Below are 15,586 nucleotides of genomic sequence, written 5' to 3'. Positions count from 1 at the left end.
AGGATCGGGTCAGGAGAACGAACCGTGTCGGCCCTCCCCGGACGCGAACCGCGCGGCCCCTCCGACCGTGTCACTTCCGACGGACTCCATACCGAGGGCGAATACGAATCCGAGCGCCTCGGATTCGGAGCGGCCGAACTGTTCGTAGACCGAGCGGCGGTCGTTGCGCATGCAGGTCTGTGGGAAGACTGTGACAGTTCGAGTCCACCGGCAACCGCGTAGCCTTCCACCGCCGCGATCACCGGTTTGGAGAGCACGAGGCGCGTCGGCCGGTTCGGCGGCCATCGGACCGTCGACCGCGTTCCGGCGCTCGGGACGGGCCATGATCACAGTCGTTACCCGATCGCGCGTCTCGACGCGGATCGATTCGTACGGCGTCATGCCCGACCTCCCCGCTCAACAGCATCGGCTTCCCGGGTTCGCATCCGCTGCAGCGTGCCGCTCACGCCAGTAGTCGCGTTCGCTCAGCGGTGGTCGATCCGGATGCTGCCGGCGGTGCAGTTCGACGTACCTCGCGTAGTCGTGGTCGCCCATGACGGCACCGATCCACCACCACGCCCGACGCAGTGCTGTGATCACGACCCACCTCCGTCCCCGTCGCGATGCCGCGAGGCATGGGTGTGTGCGGCGCCCGGGGCGCGGACCTTGCCCGATGCGATCAGTTCGTCCCACTCCTTCTGCAGTTCCCTCTCGGCCGGGGTCGGCACGAAACCCGCGGGCGCGAATATCTTCGACGGCACGTCGGGTGTCTCGGTGGTGGGCATACCTCCGGCCCGGACCGATTTGATGCACACCACTACTCCTGCGGCGACCACGATGAGCACGAGCACTGCGAACACGATCGACAACGTGCCCTGGATGAACGTGTTGCGGATGACGGCGTCGATCTCGTCGGCAGTCTTCGCCGAACCGAAAGTGGTTGCGCCGGAGTTCTTCGCGTCGACGAAGGCCCGGTGCTGCGCCCAGTACCCGACCGCGCGGTCGCCGGAGAAGATCTTCTGCCACGACGCCGTCATGGTCACGATCAAATCCCACACCAGCGGCACGCCGGGGATCCACGCCCACTTCACCAGTCCCTTCTTCACGACGATGGTGAGCACGACCGTCAGGGCGATCGCGGCGAGCAATTGGTTGGCGATGCCGAACAGTGGGAAGAGCGTGTTGATGCCGCCCAGCGGGTCGGTGACGCCCATCAGCAGGATCGCACCCCACAGACCGACGACGACCGCAGAGCACAACCACGCACCGGGTCGCCACGACGGATCCTTGAAGCGGCGAGCGGGACCGCCGAAGTTGCCGAGCGAGTCCGACAGCATGAACCGCGCGACACGCGTTCCCGCGTCGACGGTGGTGAGGATGAACAGCGCCTCGAACATGATCGCGAAGTGGTACCAGAACGATTTGAGGCTGTCGCCGCCGAACAGGTCGCTGAGCACCTGGGACATGCCGAACGCGAGCGTCGGTGCGCCACCGGTGCGAGAGATGATCGACTCCTCCCCGACGGATTCGGCTGCCGCCGAGATCTGTTCGGGGGTGATGTCGGGCGACCCCAGCCCGAGACCGTTGACGTAGGCGGCGGCGGTCTCCGGAGTGCCTCCGGTCACGGCGGCCGGAGCGTTGAGCGTGAAATACAGGTGCTGGTCGATGATGCAGGCGGTGACCAGCGCCATGATCGCGACGAACGACTCGGTGAGCATGCCGCCGTAGCCGATGAGCCGGATCTGCTTCTCCTTCTCGATCAGCTTCGGTGTCGTCCCCGAGGAGATCAGCGCGTGGAAACCCGAGAGTGCACCACACGCGATGGTGATGAACAGGAACGGGAACAGCGACCCCGCGAAGGCCGGGCCGTCACCGTCGATGGCGAACGACGTGATGTCGGGCATCTCCAGGTTCGGTCGTGCGACGAGGATCCCGATCGCGAGCAGGACGATCGTGCCGACCTTCATGAAGGTCGAGAGGTAGTCGCGCGGGGCGAGCAGCAACCACACCGGCAGCACCGACGCCGCGAATCCGTAGGCGATCATCAGCCACGAAATCGTCACCGGGGACAGGGTGAACCAGTTCGTTCCCCAGTCGGTCTCGGCGACCCAGCCACCCGCGATGATCGCGACGAGCAGCAGAACGACGCCGATCAGCGACACCTCCGCGACCCTGCCGGGTCGCAGGTAGCGCAGATAGACGCCCATGAACAGTGCGATGGGAATGGTCATCGCGATGGAGAACAGGCCCCACGGGCTGTCGGCGAGCGCGTTCACGACCACCAATGCCAGCACCGCGATCAGGATGATCATGATGACGAAGACCGCGATGAGCGCCGCGACGCCGCCGATCGGCCCGAGTTCCTCGCGGGCCATCTGGCCGAGGCTGCGTCCGCGGCGGCGCGAGGAGATCCACAGGACGAGGAAGTCCTGGACCGCACCGGCGAAGACGACGCCGACGATGATCCAGATCGTGCCGGGCAGATAACCCATCTGGGCGGCGAGCACCGGGCCGACGAGCGGGCCCGCGCCGGCAATGGCGGCGAAGTGGTGGCCGAACAACACCCGACGGTCCGTCGGCATGTAGTCCTTGCCGTTCTCGAGTTCCTCGGCAGGTGTCGCACGGTCGTCGCGTGGCTGCACGATCTTGCGTTCGATGAACTTCGCGTAGAAGCGATAGGCGACGAGATAGGTGCACACGGCGGCAATGACGAACCAGACCGCGTTGATCTCCTCGCCGCGGACCAGCGCGATGATCGACCAGGCGACCGCCCCCAGAATCGCGAGCACGAGAAAGACGATCCTCGCGGTGGGTGATATCGGTGTCCGGTCGACGACACCGACCGGTGGAAGATCGGGGTCGGTCCGGAGATATTCCACCTCGCTGCCGGTCGGCGGCGCCGGGTCCACAGCCATATCGGCTCCTCACCAGGCTCGCCCGCAGACCCGCGGAGGTCGCGACGGGCCTCGAACGTGCTCGAATCTCGACCAGCGTCACGCTACCCGCGCGCGTCGACGAACGAACCGGAATCGATCAGCCGCGTGCGGCGATCCTGGCTTGCACCTCGGGCCGACGTAGCGGCGGCACCGACGGCGGTGGTTGCCGCCGCTCGGGAAGGGCCGCGAGCAATCTCGTCGTCGTCGCGGTCACTTCGGCGACGGCCTGTTCGAACGGCTCCCGGGTGGCGTCGGAGAGTTTGTGGATCCCGCTGACCTTACGGACGTACTGCCGTGCGGCCGCTTCGATCTCCTCGGCGGTCGCAGCCGGCTCGAGCCCCCGCAGCTCCGTGATGTTCCGGCACATGCTTCGAGGGTAGACGTCACCTCCGGACCGGACCATACGTTCGCTTCCGCGCGCCCGCTGTCCGTCCGCTGCGGCGATCGCAGCAGCGGATGACGAACGGGCGCGCGGATGTGAAGGGGGTGGGTCAGATGCGTTCGATGATGGTCGCATTGGCGGTCCCGCCACCCTCGCAGATGGTGAGCAGGCCGTAGCGACCACCGGTGCGCTCGAGCTCGTTGAGCAGCGTCGCCATCAGCTTGGTGCCGGTCGCGCCGAGCGGGTGGCCGAGGGCGATCGCGCCGCCGTTGACGTTGACCTTCGACGGGTCGGCGCCGATCTCCTTGATCCACGCCAGGACGACGGGCGCGAAGGCCTCGTTGATCTCGATGAGGTCGATATCGTCGATCGTCAGGCCGGCCTTCTCGAGGGCGTACTGCGTGGCGGGGATCGGGGCGGTGAGCATGAAGATCGGGTCGTCGCCGCGGGCGCTGAGGTGGTGGATGCGCGCGCGGGGCTTCAGGCCGTACTTCTTCACGGCCTCGTCGGAGGCGAGCAGCACCGCGGATGCGCCGTCGGAGATCTGGCTGGCGACGGCGGCGGTCAGGCGTCCGCCCTCGACGAGGGTCTGCAGCGACGCCATCTTCTCGAGGCTGGTCTCGCGCGGGCCTTCGTCGACGGTGGCGTCACCGAAGGGGACGATTTCGTTCTCGAAGCGTCCCTCGGCGATGGCGGCCTTGGCGCGCTCGTGGCTCTGCAGCGCCCACTTCTCGAGTTCCTCGCGGCTGAGGTCCCACTTCTCGGCGATCATCTCGGCACCCTTGAACTGCGACACCTCGTCGCTGCCGTAGCGCTCCGTCCAGCCCTTCGACCCACCGAAGGGGGTGTCGAAGCCGTACTGCTGCCCGACGATCATGGCCGCGGAGATCGGGATCTGCGTCATGTTCTGCACGCCACCGGCGACGATGAGATCCGCGGTGTCGCTGAGGATCGCCTGGGCACCGAAGTGCAGGGCCTGCTGGCTCGACCCGCACTGACGGTCGACGGTCACGCCGGGCACGTGCTGCGGGTAGCCGGCGGCCAGCCACGCGGTGCGGGCGATGTTGCCGGCCTGGCCGCCGATGGCGTCGACGCAACCGAACACCACGTCGTCGACGTCGGCGGGGTCGATGCCCGTGCGCTCGACGAGCGCCTTGATCACGTGCGCGCCCAGGTCGGCCGGGTGCACGTCCGCGAGCCCACCCTTCTTCTTGCCGATGGGGGTGCGCACCGCGTCGACGATGTAGGCCTCGGTCATGATGTCTCCTTACGAAGAATTCTGGTTCGACAGTCCGTCGAGAACGATGGAAAGGTATTGCTGGGCAACCTGATCGATACTGAGGGAGCCTCCGGGCCGGTACCAGCGCACGGCCACCCACACGGTGTCGCGCAGGAACCGGAAGACCAGTTCGACGTCGACGTCGGGCCGGAACGAACCGTCCGCGACGCCGCGTTCGATCACGCCCACCCACAGGTCGCGGAACTCGGTGTTGAGTTCGCCGATGTAGGCGAAGCGGTCGCCCTCGAGATGCTTGGCCTCACCCTGGTAGATCGCCACCGCGGCGTGCGACCGGTCGATCGCCTCGTAGGAGGTGGTGACGAGTGCCGCGAGGGTTTTGCGGGACGGCAGACCCGACGCGACGATCTTGCGGTACCGGTCGAACAGGTCGTCGAGGAAGGCCCGCAGGATCTCGTCCACCATCGACTCCTTGGAATCGAAGTGATGGTAGAGGCTGCCGGAGAGGATTCCCGCCGCGTCGGCGATGTCGCGCACGGTCGTGGCCCGCACACCGCGCGACGCGAACAGGTCGGCTGCGATGTCGAGCAGTTCCGCGCGGCGTCCGGACTTGCTGGAGGTGTCGTCGCGTGAGGGAGTCATGACGGACATCCTTTCAAGCCGACCGAGAGCGGGTTCATGCGCGCTGGGAGGAGACCGACACGACCTCGCCGGTCAGATAGGTCGTGTAGTCGCTCGCGAGCATCGCGATGGTCGCCGCGACCTCCCAGACCTCGGCGGCGCGGCCGTAGGCCTCACCGGCGGCGAGGTTGTCGAGCAGTTCCTCGCTGGTGACCTTCGCGAGGAAGGGGTGTCGGGCGATGGACGGGGCGACGGCGTTGATGCGCACGCCGTATTCGGCGGCCTCGATCGCGGAGCAGCGGGTCAGGGCCATGACGCCGGCCTTCGCCGCCGCGTAGTGCGCCTGCGAGTGCTGGGCGCGCCAGCCGAGTACCGACGCGTTGTTGACGAGCACGCCGTTGTGGTCGACCGAGCGGAAGTAGCGCAGTGCCGCGCGGGTCGCGCGGAAGGTGCTGGTGAGGGTGATGTCGAGGACGCGATCCCATTCCTCGTCGGTCATCTCGACGACGGGCGTCTCGCCACCGAGTCCAGCGTTGTTGACGAGCACGTCGATGCGCCCTAGCCGGTCGGCGGCGCCGGTGATGAGGGCGTCGACCTGTTCGGTGGACGACACGTCGCACACGATCGTCGCGACCTGCTGTTCGGGGAACTCGGCCGCGAGCTTCTCCGCGGACTCGCCGAGCCGGCGCTCGTGGAAGTCGGAGACGAGCACGTCGGCGCCCTCGAGCAGCGCGCGACGCGCGGTGGCGAATCCGATGCCGGTACCGGCGGCGGCGGTGACCACGACCTTCTTGTCGCGGAGCAGTCCGTGGCCGGGGGTCTCGACCGGCGGGGTCGCGAGCGGGGATGCGGGACGGGGTGTTGCGGTCACGGACGTGCCTCCCGGGGAAGGCCGAGCACGCGCTCGGCGATGATGTTGCGCTGGATCTCGTTGGATCCGCCGTAGATGGTGTCGGCGCGGGTGAACAGGAACAGCCGCTGCCATTCCGCGAGCTCGAGATGTTCGGGATCGGTGATGTCGGAGGGATTTCCGGCATGGTCGTGATCGGGGCCGACGAGCGATGACGATCCCTGCACGTCCATGGCGAGTTGCCCCAGGTCGCGATGCCAGTTCGCCCACAGCAGTTTCGCGACCGAGGCCTGACCCGGGTCGGCGTCGCCGAGGGTGCGCAGGGCGTGGGCACGCATGACCCGCAGTTCGATCCGCGCGCGGGCGATGCGTTCGCGGAGGTGCGGATCGTCGATCGCACCGTTGCTCTCGGCGACGGAGACGATGCCGTCGAGTTCGCGGGCGAAGCCGATCTGCTGCCCGAGGGTGGAGACGCCGCGTTCGAAGGTCAGCAGACCCATCGCGACCTTCCACCCGTCGCCGGGGGCACCGACGACGAGGTCGGCGTCGGTGACGGCGTCGTCGAAGAAGACCTCGTTGAACTCGGAGGTGCCCGTGAGCTGCTGAATGGGCCGCACCGTGACGCCGGGCTGGTCGAGGGGCACGAGCAGGAAGCTCAGGCCGTGATGGCGGGTCGAACCGGGTTCCGTCCGCGCGACGACGAAGGCCCATTGTGCGACGTGTGCGAGCGACGTCCAGACCTTCTGACCGTTGATCACCCACTTGTCGCCCTCGAGGCGGGCGGTGGTGGAGACGTTGGCGAGGTCGGAGCCGGCTCCCGGTTCCGAGTAGCCCTGCGCCCACAGTTCGGTGACGTTACGGATCCCGGGTAGGAAGCGCTGCTTCTGTTCCTCTGTCCCGAACGCGATGAGGGTGGGGCCGAGCAGTTCCTCACCGAGGTGGTTGACGCGCGCGGGCGCGTTCGCCTTCGCGTACTCCTCGTGGAAGATCACGCGCTGATCCATGCTCGCGCCGCGCCCGCCGTACTCGGTGGGCCAGCCGATGCAGGTCCATCCGGCAGCGGCCAGATGTCGGTCCCACGCGAGTCGCTGTTCGAAGAACTCGTGTTCGCTTCCGGGTCCGCCCTTGCCTCTGAGCTCGGCGAATTCGCCGGTCAGGTTGTCTTCGAGCCACTGTCGGACGGTGGCTGCGAACTCCGCATTTTCCTGGCTCTCGCTCTCGTGCACATCCGTACGATAACCTACCAAGCAATTGCTAGGTAGGGAGCTCTGTGAACACACGACCGAGAACCACTCCGGCCGCACTCGTACGTGCCGCCGACACCTGGCCGGACCTGCTCGCGATCGCCGATGGCGACACCCGGCTGACCTTCGCACAACTGCGCGACCACGTCCGCGATGTCGCCGCGGCGCTCGTCTCCCGCGGCGTCGAACGCGGTGCGCGCGTCGTCATCTGGTCACCCAACACGTTCCACTGGGTGATCGCTGCCCTGGGTACACATTGGGCCGGCGGGGTCGTCGTACCCCTCAACACCCGCTACACCGGAAACGAGGCCGCCGACGTCGTCGAGCGCGTCCGCCCCGAGGCCCTCGTCGTGGTCGGCGACTTCCTCGGTACCGACCGCTACACCGAACTGTGCAAGGCCGCTCCGGAACTGTCGATCCCGACGACCGTGCGGGTCCCGCTGGGCGGGAACGACGCGCCGATCGACGGGGTCGTCGAGTGGGCGGACTTCCTGTCCTCCGCCACCGACGCCGCCCGCACCGAGGCCGACGCGCGCGCCGCGGCCGTGACCCCCGACGACGTCTCCGACATCCTGTTCACCTCGGGCACGACCGGCCGCAGCAAGGGCGTGCTCAGCGCCCACCGTCAGTGCATCGGTGTCGCGCAGGCGTGGGCTGAGTGCGCCGAACTGACGATCGACGACAACTACCTGATCATCAACCCGTTCTTCCACAGCTTCGGGTACAAGGCCGGCTTCGTCGCCGCACTGCTCGAGGGCTCCACCGTCATCCCCCTCGCGACCTTCGACGTAGAGAAGGTCATGGCGATGGTCGCGGCCGAGCGCATCAGCGTCCTCCCGGGCGCCCCGACGATCTACCAGTCCATCCTCGACCACCCGCGGCGCGGCGAGTACGACCTGAGCAACCTGCGCATCGCCGTCACCGGCGCCGCACCCGTGCCCGTCTCCCTCGTCGAGCGCATGCAGAACGAACTGAGCTTCGACGCGGTGCTCACCGCCTACGGGCAGACCGAGGCGGTCGTCGCGACGATGTGCCGCACCGACGACGATCCCGTCACCGTCTCCACCTCGTCCGGACGCGCCACCGCGGAGTTCGAGGTGCGCATCGGCGACAAGGGCGAGATCCTGCTGCGCGGCCCGAACGTCATGCTCGGTTATCTCGACGATCCCGAGGCCACGGCCAAGACGATCGACGAGGACGGGTGGCTGCACACCGGCGATGTCGGGACCGTCGACGAACGCGGCTATCTCGACATCACCGATCGTCTCAAGGACATGTACATCAGCGGCGGATTCAACGTCTACCCGGCGGAGGTCGAAGCGGCACTGCTGCGCCTGCCGGGAGTCCACGAGGTCGGGGTGATCGGTGTCCCCGACGAGCGCATGGGTGAGGTCGGCCGGGCGTTCGTGGTCCCGCTGGACGGACATCCGCTCACCGAGGACGACGTGATCGCGTACGCCCGAGAGAAACTCGCCAACTTCAAAGCGCCGCGATCGGTTCGGTTCATCGATGCGCTGCCCCGAAACCCGTCCGGCAAGGTACTGAAGAACGTTCTGCGTGAGGAGAAGTCATGACCGTCCCGTTCGAGCCCGATGTCGTCACCTACGAGGTGCGCGACGGCGTCGCGATCGTCACTCTCAACCGACCCGATTACCGCAACGCCCAGAACTCGGTCATGACCTACGCGCTCGACGCCGCCTTCGAGAGGGCCGTCGAGGACGACGAGGTCAAGGTGATCGTGCTGGCCGGCAACGGCAAGCACTTCTCCGCCGGCCACGATCTGGGCACCCCGGGCCGCGACCACCACGTCCACTACGACAACAAGGCCGTGATGTGGTGGGACCACGTCGACAAGCCCGGCGGCGACCAGCGCTACGCCCGTGAGATGGAGGTCTACCTGGGGATGTGCCGCCGCTGGCGCGAGATCCCCAAGCCCACCATCGCGTCGGTGCAGGGCGCCTGCATCGCCGGTGGTCTCATGCTGGCGTGGGTGTGCGACCTGATCGTCGCGTCCGAGGATGCCTTCTTCTCCGATCCCGTAGTCCGCATGGGCATCCCGGGTGTCGAGTACTTCGCGCACCCGTGGATCCTCGGAACGCGCTTCGCGAAGGAGATCCTCTACACCGGTGACCGTTTCAGTGCCCAGCGCGCCTACGAGGTGGGCATGGTCAGCCGCGTCGTGCCGCGTGAGGAACTCGAGAACGAGACCCTCGCCCTCGCCGCCCGCATCGCGGAGATGCCCCGCTTCGGGCTCGCGCTCACCAAGCGCGCCGTCAACCAGTGCGAGGACCAGATGGGCATGCGCAACGGCATGGACTCGGTCTTCGGCCTGCACCACTTCGCGCACGCGCACAACGCCGAGGTCGGCGCCGACTCGCTCGGCGGCATGAACGCCAAGTCGATGGCCGCGAGCGCTCGTCCGGTGGAAGGAGCGAAGTAGTGGATCTGCAGCTCGACGACGCCACCCTCGCGTTCCGCGACGAGGTACGCGCCTTCCTCGCCGAGAACGTCCCCACGACGCCGCTCGAGTCGATGGACACGGCCGAGGGCTTCGAGGAACACCGGCAGTGGGAACGGACCCTCGCCGATGCACGCCTGTCGGTCGTCTCCTGGCCCGAGGAACTCGGCGGCCGCGACGCGACCCTCGAGCAGTGGGTCGTGTTCGAGGAGGAGTACTACCGCGCCGGTGCGCCCGGCCGGGTGAGCCAGAACGGCATCTTCCTGCTCGCCCCCACCCTGTTCGAGCATGCCCACCCCGAACAGCTCGCCCGCATCATGCCGCGCATGGCCCGGGCCGACGACATCTGGGCCCAGGCCTGGTCGGAACCCGAGTCCGGCTCCGACCTCGCGTCGCTGCGCTCGACCGCCACGAAAGTCGACGGCGGCTGGCTGCTCAACGGCCAGAAGACCTGGAGCTCGCGGGCGTCCTATGCCGACATGGGTTTCGGTCTGTTTCGCTCCGACCCGGAGGCCCAGCGGCACAAGGGCATCACCTACTTCATGTTCGACCTGCGGGCCGAGGGCGTCACCGTGCGACCGATCCCGCAGCTCGACGGTGAGCCGGGCTTCGCAGAGATCTTCCTCGAGGACGTCTTCGTCCCCGACGACCCGGAGCGTCCCGGTGAGTCCGGTGTGATCGGTGCGGTGAACGAAGGATGGCGGGTCGCGATGAGCACCGCCTCCAACGAGCGCGGTCTGTCGCTGCGTGCGCCGGGCCGATTCCTGGCGGCCACCGACCGGCTGCTGCGCGCCTACGGCGAGTCCGATCTCCACGGCGACACCGCGCTGCGCAACCGCGTCGCCGACGCGTGGATCGGGGCGCGCGCCTACGAGCTGTCGACCTGGGCGACCGTCACGCGCCTGACCGCGGGCGGACAGCTCGGCGCCGAATCGTCGATCAACAAGGTGTTCTGGTCCGAGTGGGACATCGCCACGCATGAGACGGCGCTCGACCTGCAGGGTGTGGACGCCGAACTCGTCGACGGCTGGACCGACGGTTACCTGTTCTCGCTGTCGGGCCCGATCTACGCCGGTACCAACGAAATCCAGAAGAACGTCATTGCCGAGCGGCTGCTCGGCCTTCCGAGGGGTGATCGATGAGATTCGCACTCGACGAGTCCCATGAGGACTTCGCGTCCAGTATCGACGCCCTGCTCACCAAGTCGGATATGCCGCAGGTGATCCGTGCGTGGAACAGCGGCGACACGGCACCGGGTCTGCAGGTGTGGGAGCGACTGGCCGAGACCGGCGTCAACGGTCTGCTCGTTGCCGAGGAGCACGACGGCCTCGGGGCCGACGCGGTCGATCTCGTCGTCGCCGTCGAACAGCTCGGTCGCCACGCTGTACCCGGTCCGGTGGTCGAAACCGTCGCGGTGGCACCGGTTCTGCTCGCCGCCGTGGCACCCGAGCGTCTCGGCCCGCTTGCCGCCGGATCGCTCGCCACCGTCGCGATGCTCCCCCACGCGCCGTACGCGGTCGACGCCCACGTCGCCGACCTCGCGCTGCACGTCGCCGACGGCACCGTCTCGATGGGCACCGCCGGGGACACGCGCGAGTCGGTCGACCGGTCGCGCACGCTCGCCTCGCTCACCGTCGGCGAGTCGCTCGGATCCACAGATACCGCTGCGGCTTTCGACATCGGTGTCCTCGCGTCTGCAGCTCAGCTCCAAGGCCTGGGCCGGACTCTGCTCGACACCACCGTCGAGTACGCGCAGCAGCGCAAGCAGTTCGGCCGCGCGATCGGCTCCTTCCAGGCGGTCAAGCACCATCTCGCCGAGGTGGCGGTCGCGCTGGAGATGGCACGTCCGCTGCTGCACGGTGCGGCCATCGCCGTCCGCGACGAGCTGTCCACTGCGTCCCGGGACGTCTCGGCGGCCAAGGTCGCGTGCGGCGACGCCGCCTATCTCGCCGCGCGCACGGCACTGCAGGTGCACGGCGCGATCGGCTACACCCAGGAATACGATCTGTCGCTGTGGATCACGAAGGTCCGCGCGCTCGTCACCGCGTGGGGCACCCCCGACGAGCACCGGGCACGCGTGGTCGCGGCACTCGAGAGCGAGGCGTCATGACGTTCGAGACGGAAGATCGTGCCGCACTGCGGGACTCGGTGCGTACCCTGCTCGCCAAGCACTCCGATTCGGCTGCCGTCCGGCGGGCGATCACGACCGGCAGCGGGTACGACGACGAACTGTGGACGATGCTCGTCGAGCAGGTCGGGGTCGCAGCCCTCGCCGTTCCGGAGGAGTACGACGGTGTGGGCGCCTCGTGGGTCGAGGCCCACGTGGTGCTCGAGGAACTCGGCCGCACGCTCACCCCGTCACCGTTCCTGGGGTCGGCGGTGCTCGCGGCGCAGACCGTGCTGCTGTCCGGTGATGCCGACGCGGCGGCGCGTCTGCTCCCCGGCATCGCGGCCGGCGAGGTCGTCGCGGTGTGCTGGGCGTCGGCCACCGGCTGGCAGCGTCCCGGCGTGAGCGCCGAGGGCAACGTGCTGACCGGAACCGCGCACTACGTGCTCGGCGGCGACATCGCGTCCACCCTGCTCGTGCTCGCCGCCGACGGTGACACGGTCGGCCTGTTCGAGGTCGATCCGGAGACCGACGGGGTGTCGCGGCGCCGCGTGCCCACGATGGATCCCACGCGTTCCCTCGCGGAGGTGTCGTTCTCGGCGGTGACCGGTCGTCGCCTGTCATCGTCCGACGATCTCGTCGACCGGTTGCGGGCGTCCGCGGCGATCGCCCTGTCGGCCGAGCAGGTGGGTGCCGCGCAAGCGGTGCTCGACCTGACCGTCGACTACGCGAAGAACCGCAAGCAGTTCGGTCGCGCAATCGGGTCGTTCCAGGCGCTCAAGCACCGCATGGCCGACATGTACGCGCTCGTGGAGACGGCGCGATCGATGTCGTATGCGGCTGCGTTGTCGCAGGATCCGCAGGACGCGTACGCCGCGAAGATCTACTGTTCGGAAGCCTTCCAACAGGTCGCGTCGGAGGCCGTGCAGCTGCACGGCGGGATCGCGATCACCTGGGAGCACGACGCGCAGTTGTTCTTCAAGCGGGCGCACGGCAGCGCCCAGTTGTTCGGGCAACCGCGCGAGTACCTGAGCGCAATATCGGCCTGAGCAATATCGTCGGCGGCGATCCCTGCGAAAGATCGGTGATGCGCCTCCTCGATTCCTCGGTTCCACTCCCCGTGCGTCCCCGCCGCGTCCTCGTGGCGGGGACGTCGAGGAGTTCACCGCGCACCCACGGTGGGTACCGCGACCGCGTCCTCACCGCGCTCGCACAATGTCCCGATCTGCCGGTCGTGCGGCTGACGGGCCGACGGGAGGTCGATACGTGGGCGGCGCTGCTCGCCTGCCGTCCCCCGGCGTCCGGCGGATGAACTCGACACCCGTCCTCGGAGCCCGCGGGCCGGAGAGCACCCGATCGTCCGGGATCACTCGCGCCCGACGCGGCGGCTCGCTAACGTCGGAGAGATGACACCTCCCACGATCACGCTGAATTCCGGAACGACGATCCCGCAGCTGGGCCTGGGAGTCTGGCAGGCCACCAACGACGAGACCGAACACGCGGTCCGATACGCGATCGACGAGGCCGGTTACCGGCACATCGACACGGCCGCGGCCTACGGCAACGAGGAAGGCGTCGGCCGCGCGCTCACCGCGTCGTCGGTGCCGCGCGAGGACATCTTCGTCACCACCAAGCTGTGGAACGCCGATCAGGGTTACGAGCCGGCACTGAAGGCATTCGACACGAGCCTGAAGAAGCTGGGCACCGAGTACGTCGACCTCTACCTGATCCACTGGCCGCTGCAGGACCGCGAACGGATCCTGCGCACCTGGGACGCCCTCGAGAAGATCGCCGAGTCCGGGCGCGCGAAGGCGGTCGGGGTGTGCAACTTCGAACCGCACCACCTGCAGTTGCTCGTCGATCGTGGCGGGTTGTTGCCTGCGGTGGATCAGGTGGAGTTGCATCCGCACCTGCCGCAGCAGGAGATCCGCCGGTTCGCGTCCGAGCACGGCATCGCCGTCGAGTCGTGGAGCCCGCTCGGTGGCACGAGCAACTCGGGGTGGGGTCCGAACTCGAAGCCGAACACCCTGCTCGTCGACCCGATCGTCACCCGCATCGCCGATCGTCACAGCAAGTCGGCCGCGCAGGTGCTGATCCGCTGGCATCTGCAGAACGGGCTGATCGTCATCCCGAAGTCGGTGCACGAGCAGCGCATCTCCCAGAACATCGACGTCGTCGACTTCGAACTCGACGAGCTCGACCTCAGCGAACTCGACACGCTCGACGACGGCACGCGGGTGGGCGCGCATCCCGACGAGATGAACATCGGCGCTCCTTCCTAGTCCCTTCCCCCCGGAACTGGAACGTGTTCTCATTGTCGGGGTACGCACGTCCGACTTCCGGAAGGCAGCGATGAGCGAGACGACGACGCATGTGGTGCTGGGCAAGCCGGTCACCATGCCCGTGCAGGTCCGAACGGCCACGGCGTTCATGGGGATGTTCTCGGTTCCCGTGCGCCCCGCGCAGGAACTCGTCGCCCGCACCGGGCTCGAGATCCTGCAGTACCGCCCGGGCCACGGGATCTGCACGCTCGTCTTCGTGGACTACGTCGACGGGGACCTCGGCCCGTACAACGAGTTCGGGGTGTGCTTCCTCGTCCGCAACCATCACAACCGCGGCGACGGCATCGTCGGCGACTGGCGGAGCCTGGTCGGCGGGCAGGCCGGTGCGCTCATCCACCATCTGCCCGTCGACGGCGACTTCACTCTTGCGGCGGGACGCGGCATTTGGGGTTTCCCGAAGACCCTCGCCGACTTCGACGCCGACCACGACAGCAGCACCAAGCGCGGTTCGGTCTCCGCCGACGGAGTGCTGATCGCCGAACTGGCGGTGGCGCCCGGATTTCCGGTGCCGGGCAACGGCCTTGCAGCCTCGCTCGCCGCCTACTCGCACATCGACGACGTCACCCGTTGCACGACCTGGGAGATGAATCCGAGCGGCGTGCGCACCCGGCTCGGCGGCGCGACCCTACGGTTGGGGACGCATCCGATCGCCGACGAACTGCGGTCGCTCGGTCTGCCCCGACGCGCACTGACCTCGTCGTCGATCGCCGATCTGCGGATGATCTTCGGCAACGCGACCGTCGTCTGAGACTCTCCTGGACTCAGGAGAGCGCGCCCGAGACGGCGAGGACGATCACCGCGACACCCAGCAGGGTGTCGAGCACACCGCAGAACTCCGCGAGCGAGCGGGCGACCACGGTGTTCCGGCGGAAATGAAGGTAGTCCCACGCGGCGTGACCGAGCAGTCCGAGCCCGACGATCACGCCCGCCGGGACGGGAGTGACCGTCACCGCGGCCACCGCGACGGCACCGAAACCCAGCATGGCCACGGTCGACGGCCCGACGAGCATCGCCCGGCCGGCCGGGGTGCGCGCGAGTCCGTAGACGGCGCCCGCGGCACCGAGCGCAACCATCACCACGGTGATCTCGACCGGCACCCCGAACGCGACGACGGCGACCTTGCCGACGCCGATCAGCGCGACGGCGCCGAGGAACAGCGGCCAAGCCGCGCTGCGACGACCCAGCACGGCGGCACCGAGATAGACCAGTGCCGCGCCGGTGAGGATCGCCGGGAAGTCGGTGCCCCCGTCCGCGAGGACGAACGCGGCGAGGGCGACTGCGACGAGGCTCGGCCACCGGCGCAGCACCCCTCGTAGCAGCGCCTTCGGGTCGATGCCGGTCGCAGGTCGATCGACGGGGACGATGGTGATGTCGGAGCTCGTCATGAGGATCCGCCTAAGTTGAACAGTGATGTTCGAGTTGATGGTCAG

16 protein-coding genes and 1 pseudogene are annotated in these 15,586 nt (G+C 68.1%); 8 read left to right on the top strand and 9 right to left on the bottom strand.

Translation table 11 applies throughout. The features are described 5' to 3' along the window. Positions 1 to 9: 9 nt before the first annotated feature. The 8 genes and pseudogenes from K3M35_RS12640 to K3M35_RS12605 all read right to left on the bottom strand — a co-directional run bounded on the left by K3M35_RS12640 (position 10) and on the right by K3M35_RS12605 (position 7,231). Positions 10 to 381: pseudogene (locus K3M35_RS12640) on the bottom strand (hypothetical protein). 15 nt (positions 382 to 396) lie between these two features. Then, positions 397 to 579 (bottom strand): YbdD/YjiX family protein, encoded by a 183-nt coding sequence (locus K3M35_RS12635; RefSeq protein WP_019290138.1) that lies wholly within the window; start codon positions 577 to 579, stop codon positions 397 to 399. Then, entirely contained in the window at positions 576 to 2,894 is a 2,319-nt protein-coding gene (locus K3M35_RS12630) for a carbon starvation CstA family protein (RefSeq protein ID WP_220666497.1), read from the bottom strand. The genes K3M35_RS12635 and K3M35_RS12630 overlap by 4 nt, the downstream gene beginning before the upstream one ends. A 118-nt stretch (positions 2,895 to 3,012) precedes the next feature. Further along, positions 3,013 to 3,282 carry a DUF2277 domain-containing protein gene (locus tag K3M35_RS12625; protein WP_006550426.1) on the bottom strand — a complete coding sequence of 90 codons (270 nt, stop codon included), beginning with the start codon at positions 3,280 to 3,282 and terminating at the stop codon, positions 3,013 to 3,015. 124 nt (positions 3,283 to 3,406) lie between these two features. After that, positions 3,407 to 4,555, bottom strand: a complete 1,149-nt coding sequence (locus K3M35_RS12620) for an acetyl-CoA C-acetyltransferase (RefSeq protein ID WP_217579205.1) — start codon at positions 4,553 to 4,555, stop codon at positions 3,407 to 3,409. A 9-nt stretch (positions 4,556 to 4,564) separates the two neighbouring features. After that, a complete protein-coding gene (locus K3M35_RS12615) occupies positions 4,565 to 5,176 on the bottom strand; it encodes a TetR/AcrR family transcriptional regulator (RefSeq protein WP_006550428.1) in 612 nt (203 codons plus the stop codon). A gap of 34 nt (positions 5,177 to 5,210) precedes the next feature. Next, on the bottom strand, positions 5,211 to 6,026 hold the full coding sequence (locus K3M35_RS12610) for an SDR family oxidoreductase (RefSeq protein ID WP_006550429.1): 816 nt from the start codon (positions 6,024 to 6,026) through the stop codon (positions 5,211 to 5,213). Continuing rightward, positions 6,023 to 7,231 carry an acyl-CoA dehydrogenase family protein gene (locus K3M35_RS12605; RefSeq protein ID WP_033096895.1) on the bottom strand — a complete coding sequence of 403 codons (1,209 nt, stop codon included), beginning with the start codon at positions 7,229 to 7,231 and terminating at the stop codon, positions 6,023 to 6,025. Before K3M35_RS12605 ends, K3M35_RS12610 begins: the two co-directional genes overlap by 4 nt. Positions 7,232 to 7,275: 44 nt before the next feature. Here K3M35_RS12605 and K3M35_RS12600 point away from each other — a divergent pair, with 44 nt between their 5' ends. The 8 genes from K3M35_RS12600 to K3M35_RS12565 all read left to right on the top strand — a co-directional run bounded on the left by K3M35_RS12600 (position 7,276) and on the right by K3M35_RS12565 (position 14,904). Further along, a complete protein-coding gene (locus tag K3M35_RS12600; protein WP_220666496.1) occupies positions 7,276 to 8,823 on the top strand; it encodes a FadD3 family acyl-CoA ligase in 1,548 nt (515 codons plus the stop codon). After that, positions 8,820 to 9,689, top strand: coding sequence for an enoyl-CoA hydratase (locus K3M35_RS12595; RefSeq protein WP_019290144.1), 870 nt, complete (start codon positions 8,820 to 8,822; stop codon positions 9,687 to 9,689). Before K3M35_RS12600 ends, K3M35_RS12595 begins: the two co-directional genes overlap by 4 nt. Beyond that, a complete protein-coding gene (locus tag K3M35_RS12590) occupies positions 9,689 to 10,849 on the top strand; it encodes an acyl-CoA dehydrogenase family protein (protein WP_220666495.1) in 1,161 nt (386 codons plus the stop codon). Before K3M35_RS12595 ends, K3M35_RS12590 begins: the two co-directional genes overlap by 1 nt. Further along, positions 10,846 to 11,817 carry an acyl-CoA dehydrogenase family protein gene (locus K3M35_RS12585; protein WP_064061674.1) on the top strand — a complete coding sequence of 324 codons (972 nt, stop codon included), beginning with the start codon at positions 10,846 to 10,848 and terminating at the stop codon, positions 11,815 to 11,817. Before K3M35_RS12590 ends, K3M35_RS12585 begins: the two co-directional genes overlap by 4 nt. Continuing rightward, positions 11,814 to 12,863: an acyl-CoA dehydrogenase family protein gene (locus K3M35_RS12580; RefSeq protein ID WP_006550434.1), complete on the top strand. Its 1,050-nt coding sequence runs from the start codon at positions 11,814 to 11,816 to the stop codon at positions 12,861 to 12,863. Before K3M35_RS12585 ends, K3M35_RS12580 begins: the two co-directional genes overlap by 4 nt. Positions 12,864 to 12,901: 38 nt before the next feature. Then, positions 12,902 to 13,126 carry a hypothetical protein gene (locus K3M35_RS12575; protein WP_006550435.1) on the top strand — a complete coding sequence of 75 codons (225 nt, stop codon included), beginning with the start codon at positions 12,902 to 12,904 and terminating at the stop codon, positions 13,124 to 13,126. A gap of 94 nt (positions 13,127 to 13,220) precedes the next feature. Then, the gene (locus K3M35_RS12570; protein ID WP_220666494.1) at positions 13,221 to 14,096 is read left to right on the top strand and encodes an aldo/keto reductase; all 876 of its coding nucleotides are present in this window, start codon (positions 13,221 to 13,223) and stop codon (positions 14,094 to 14,096) included. Positions 14,097 to 14,166: 70 nt separating this feature from the next. Further along, on the top strand, positions 14,167 to 14,904 hold the full coding sequence (locus K3M35_RS12565) for an acetoacetate decarboxylase family protein (protein ID WP_006550436.1): 738 nt from the start codon (positions 14,167 to 14,169) through the stop codon (positions 14,902 to 14,904). Between the two features lie 13 nt (positions 14,905 to 14,917). Here K3M35_RS12565 and K3M35_RS12560 read toward each other — a convergent pair whose 3' ends face one another. Beyond that, positions 14,918 to 15,541 (bottom strand): hypothetical protein, encoded by a 624-nt coding sequence (locus K3M35_RS12560; RefSeq protein ID WP_006550437.1) that lies wholly within the window; start codon positions 15,539 to 15,541, stop codon positions 14,918 to 14,920. Positions 15,542 to 15,586 lie beyond the last annotated feature (45 nt).

This window comes from Rhodococcus sp. DMU2021 (assembly GCF_019641445.1).
Classification (GTDB): domain Bacteria; phylum Actinomycetota; class Actinomycetes; order Mycobacteriales; family Mycobacteriaceae; genus Rhodococcus; species Rhodococcus pyridinivorans.
Note: the sequence above shows the minus strand (reverse complement) of the source record. Positions and strands in the feature narration are given on the sequence as shown.

Excerpts from the sequence above, each read along its gene's own strand:
- K3M35_RS12620 (WP_217579205.1), bottom strand. The coding sequence starts at position 4,555 with ATGACCGAGGCCTACATCGTCGACGCGGTGCGCACCCCCATCGGCAAG.
- K3M35_RS12625 (WP_006550426.1), bottom strand. The coding sequence starts at position 3,282 with ATGTGCCGGAACATCACGGAGCTGCGGGGGCTCGAGCCGGCTGCGACC.
- K3M35_RS12615 (WP_006550428.1), bottom strand. The coding sequence starts at position 5,176 with ATGACTCCCTCACGCGACGACACCTCCAGCAAGTCCGGACGCCGCGCG.
- K3M35_RS12565 (WP_006550436.1), top strand. The coding sequence starts at position 14,167 with ATGAGCGAGACGACGACGCATGTGGTGCTGGGCAAGCCGGTCACCATG.
- K3M35_RS12560 (WP_006550437.1), bottom strand. The coding sequence starts at position 15,541 with ATGACGAGCTCCGACATCACCATCGTCCCCGTCGATCGACCTGCGACC.
- K3M35_RS12580 (WP_006550434.1), top strand. The coding sequence starts at position 11,814 with ATGACGTTCGAGACGGAAGATCGTGCCGCACTGCGGGACTCGGTGCGT.
- K3M35_RS12575 (WP_006550435.1), top strand. The coding sequence starts at position 12,902 with ATGCGCCTCCTCGATTCCTCGGTTCCACTCCCCGTGCGTCCCCGCCGC.
- K3M35_RS12595 (WP_019290144.1), top strand. The coding sequence starts at position 8,820 with ATGACCGTCCCGTTCGAGCCCGATGTCGTCACCTACGAGGTGCGCGAC.
- K3M35_RS12630 (WP_220666497.1), bottom strand. The coding sequence starts at position 2,894 with ATGGCTGTGGACCCGGCGCCGCCGACCGGCAGCGAGGTGGAATATCTC.
- K3M35_RS12570 (WP_220666494.1), top strand. The coding sequence starts at position 13,221 with ATGACACCTCCCACGATCACGCTGAATTCCGGAACGACGATCCCGCAG.
- K3M35_RS12585 (WP_064061674.1), top strand. The coding sequence starts at position 10,846 with ATGAGATTCGCACTCGACGAGTCCCATGAGGACTTCGCGTCCAGTATC.